The 3,056-nt window shown below is 59.4% G+C and carries 2 protein-coding genes and 1 pseudogene; 2 read left to right on the top strand and 1 reads right to left on the bottom strand.

The genetic code is table 11. From position 1 onward, the window contains the following. Nucleotides 1-1,009 precede the first annotated feature (1,009 nt). Nucleotides 1,010-2,194, top strand: a complete 1,185-nt coding sequence (gene ltrA, locus AC1DY5_RS49305; RefSeq protein WP_478121615.1) for a group II intron reverse transcriptase/maturase — start codon at nucleotides 1,010-1,012, stop codon at nucleotides 2,192-2,194. Nucleotides 2,195-2,330: 136 nt separating this feature from the next. Here the strand turns inward: ltrA and AC1DY5_RS49300 are convergent. Then, a pseudogene (locus AC1DY5_RS49300) lies at nucleotides 2,331-2,519 on the bottom strand (DUF6064 family protein); the annotation flags it as partial. A 247-nt stretch (nucleotides 2,520-2,766) separates the two neighbouring features. On the opposite strand from AC1DY5_RS49300, the gene AC1DY5_RS49295 reads away from it, so the two are divergent. Continuing rightward, nucleotides 2,767-3,056, top strand: a 290-nt coding sequence (locus AC1DY5_RS49295) for a transposase family protein (protein ID WP_478121614.1), incomplete at its 3' end; no start/stop codon positions are given.

The following is a 3,056-nucleotide window of genomic DNA, read 5'->3' as shown; positions in this document are numbered from 1 at the left end:
GAACTGTGTGGGCCAAGGGAACGGGTCCTCGCAATCGCAACTGAGTTCAGGCGAGCAATAGAAAGGATCGTCATGCCTTTGCGTTGGGTCGATCGACTGGTCTGGAGCCGCACGAGCTGCGCAAGGGCGGCACCTCCATCAATCCAGCGCAATCCGGTCACCCGTCTCGAAATGCCTTAACGCCATGGATCGTGGTCCTGCGACCGAACCCCCTGAAGCGCCACGAAGTCCGCATCAAGTGCTTCTTCGTAGTGGGGGAAGCGGCTCGATGACACGGCGACACATTCAGCAAGGCAGCTACTGTTCTGTATTCTCACTATTGATATTTCCGTAAATCATGACAACCGCCAAGCGCATCGTGCGTTATGTCTCCAGGATCAATACTGGAGAATATTGGCGTGGTGCAAAAGCGATTGAGCGAGGGTGTGTCACGAACACGGGCGAAAGCTCGTGATGCTGTACCAGAGATGGGAGACGGCCTCCCGAAGCCGGCTTGCAGGAGCAGGCTTCAAACCGCCCGGTGCTGCTGCGTTCAAAAGGCGTGGTGGTGAGCGACCGAGGAAAAGTCACCGTGAACGGTGGCAGGTAAGTGTTGGGAAGATGAGCGCAAGCAAACCGTTCGATGATGCGTCGTTAAATCGTTAAGGTGCTGTCAAAACCGGGGTCACTTCGCTGCCCCGGGATCAGTCGGGGCGATACCTGATTACGGACCCGATGGCAGCCGGCGTAGAGGCGGCATGAGCCCAATACAGGCTTTGGTATGGAACGTGAGAACCTTGTTCCGGATGCGAAGGGAAATGACAAATGGCAAACACCATGAGGAAGAATACCGATGCCAGGACGAGGGGCGGAGCTGCCCGTAGTAGTGGCGAAGCCTTTGTAATGAAGGTGGAGCGAAGGGGCAGCATTATCCTGCTGACGAAGGCCACCAACCTCCGGGGATGAGTGGCATGACATCAGCGAAACCTTAATGCATTGCAAAGCGCACGGTTTGGGAGGGTACCTGCAAGTGAAGGCCAACCAGGGTGCTGCCGGCATCGATGATGAGACCATCGCGATGTTCGAGCAGGACCTGTCGAAGAATTTGTACAAGCTGTGGAACCGCATGGCGTCTGGGTCTTACTTCCCACCGCCGGTCAAGCAAGTAGAAATTCCCAAGGCAACGGGCGGCACTCGGAAGCTCGGCGTGCCCACAGTCGCTGACCGCATCGCGCAGACTGTCGTCAAACTTCTCATCGAGCCGATCCTCGACCCGCTATTCCATCTGGATTCGTATGGATATCGGCCGCGGCGATCGGCCAAACAGGCGGTGGCCGTGACCCGACAACGGTGCTGGCAATACGACTGGGTGGTGGAGTTCGATATCAAAGCGGCCTTCGATCAAATCGATCACGGCCTCTTGGAGAAGGCGGTGCGCGCGCACATCAAGGAAGACTGGATTCTGCTGTACATCGAGCGGTGGCTGACTGCGCCGTTCGAGACCGCGCAGGGTGCCCGCCTGGAAAGGGATCGCGGCACTCCGCAAGGGGGTGTGGTCAGTCCGCTCTTGATGAACCTGTTCATGCACTATGCGTTTGACTGCTGGATGCAGCGCACGTTCGCGCAATGTCCTTTTGCTCGCTATGCTGACGACGCGGTGGTTCACTGCCGCAGTCAAGAGCAGGCGACAGAAGTCATGCAAGCCATTGCCTCACGGCTGGCTGAGTGCGGACTGACGATGCATCCCGAAAAGTCGAAGATCGTGTATTGCAAGGACAGCAACCGTACGCAAGCTCATCCGAATGTGACCTTCACATTCCTGGGCTTCACGTTCCGTCCGCGAAAGGCGCTCAGCAGGCAAGGCCGGAGATTCACCAGCTTCCTGCCAGGCGTCAGCACGGCGGCCGTGATGCGGATGCGGCACACGGTGCGCGGTTGGCGGTTGCCACAACAGACGCCGAAAACGCTTGCCGAACTGGCAGCGCAATGCAACCCGACCGTACGAGGGTGGTGGAACTACTACGGAGCGTTCTATCCAACGGCCCTGCGCGAATTCCTTCGGTTCCTTGACCGGAAGCTCGAGCGTTGGGCACAGCGCAAGTACAAGTCATTGCGGCGGCACAAGCGGCGCAGTGGCGAGTGGCTGAGCAAGATGAAGAACGCGTACCCGCGGATGTTCGAGCACTGGCGTGTGGTTGGGACTCAGGTTGGATGATGGGAGCCGTGTAAATTGAGAGGTTTACGCACGGTTCTGCGAGAGACTCTGGGTGAGACTCCTGGGGTCTACTTACCCGGCGAAGAAGCGATTGCGGGCGGGGCGAATGCTGCTGGCCGGCAATCTGATAGGCGCCGAGTGTCATGGCTGCAGTTGAGCCCACTGCGGCCCACAGCCATGGGACAACGTCCACCGACGACGGCACTGGGTCCCTGGCGAACATCAGCAGTCCCATCGTGAAGATGGTCGTGGGACAGGGCAGCTCGAAACTCGGCGCCGCAGGGTATCGGTGGCCGAGCGTCCAACCGAGCGCTGGATAGACCAGGAGCGAAACAGGATGAGCGCCCCAGCGGAGTAACCGACCAACGCCGGCGCCGCAGGTCCAAAAGTAGCTAACACGCCCCCGTTGTCACTGCAGCGTTCTGCTGCGTCTGCCGTCTGGGCGTGGATGGACAAGTACATCGGCGTAGCGTTCGTGGGCGAAGCTGAACGTGCCTCGAAAATTGGTCTTTCAGACTTTCGAGTGGGTAGTTGCTATGCTGTCGGTCGGTTTGCTCATGGAGGGCGAAGCGATGGACAGCATCGATTTGTACCAGCAGCTGCTGGGCCTGGTTGAACATTGGACGGTGCAACGCGTGGAGATGGACGTTCCCCGGGTGCGTGTGGACGTGTATCTGGCGCATTCGCCGGGTGCCCGTTTTGCGTGTCCTGTGTGCGGCAGCGACATCAGCATGTACGACCACGAGGCCGAGCGCAGTTGGCGGCATATGGAGAGCTGCCAGTTCCAGACGGTGCTGCACGCGCGGGCAGCGCGCGTGAGCTGCGCGCAGCATGGCGTGCGAGTGGTCGAGTTGCCCTGGGC

The organism is Variovorax sp. P4_D9 (assembly GCF_056401695.1).
The sequence above is the reverse complement of the archived record's forward strand: the minus strand, read 5'-3'. Positions and strand labels throughout refer to the sequence as shown.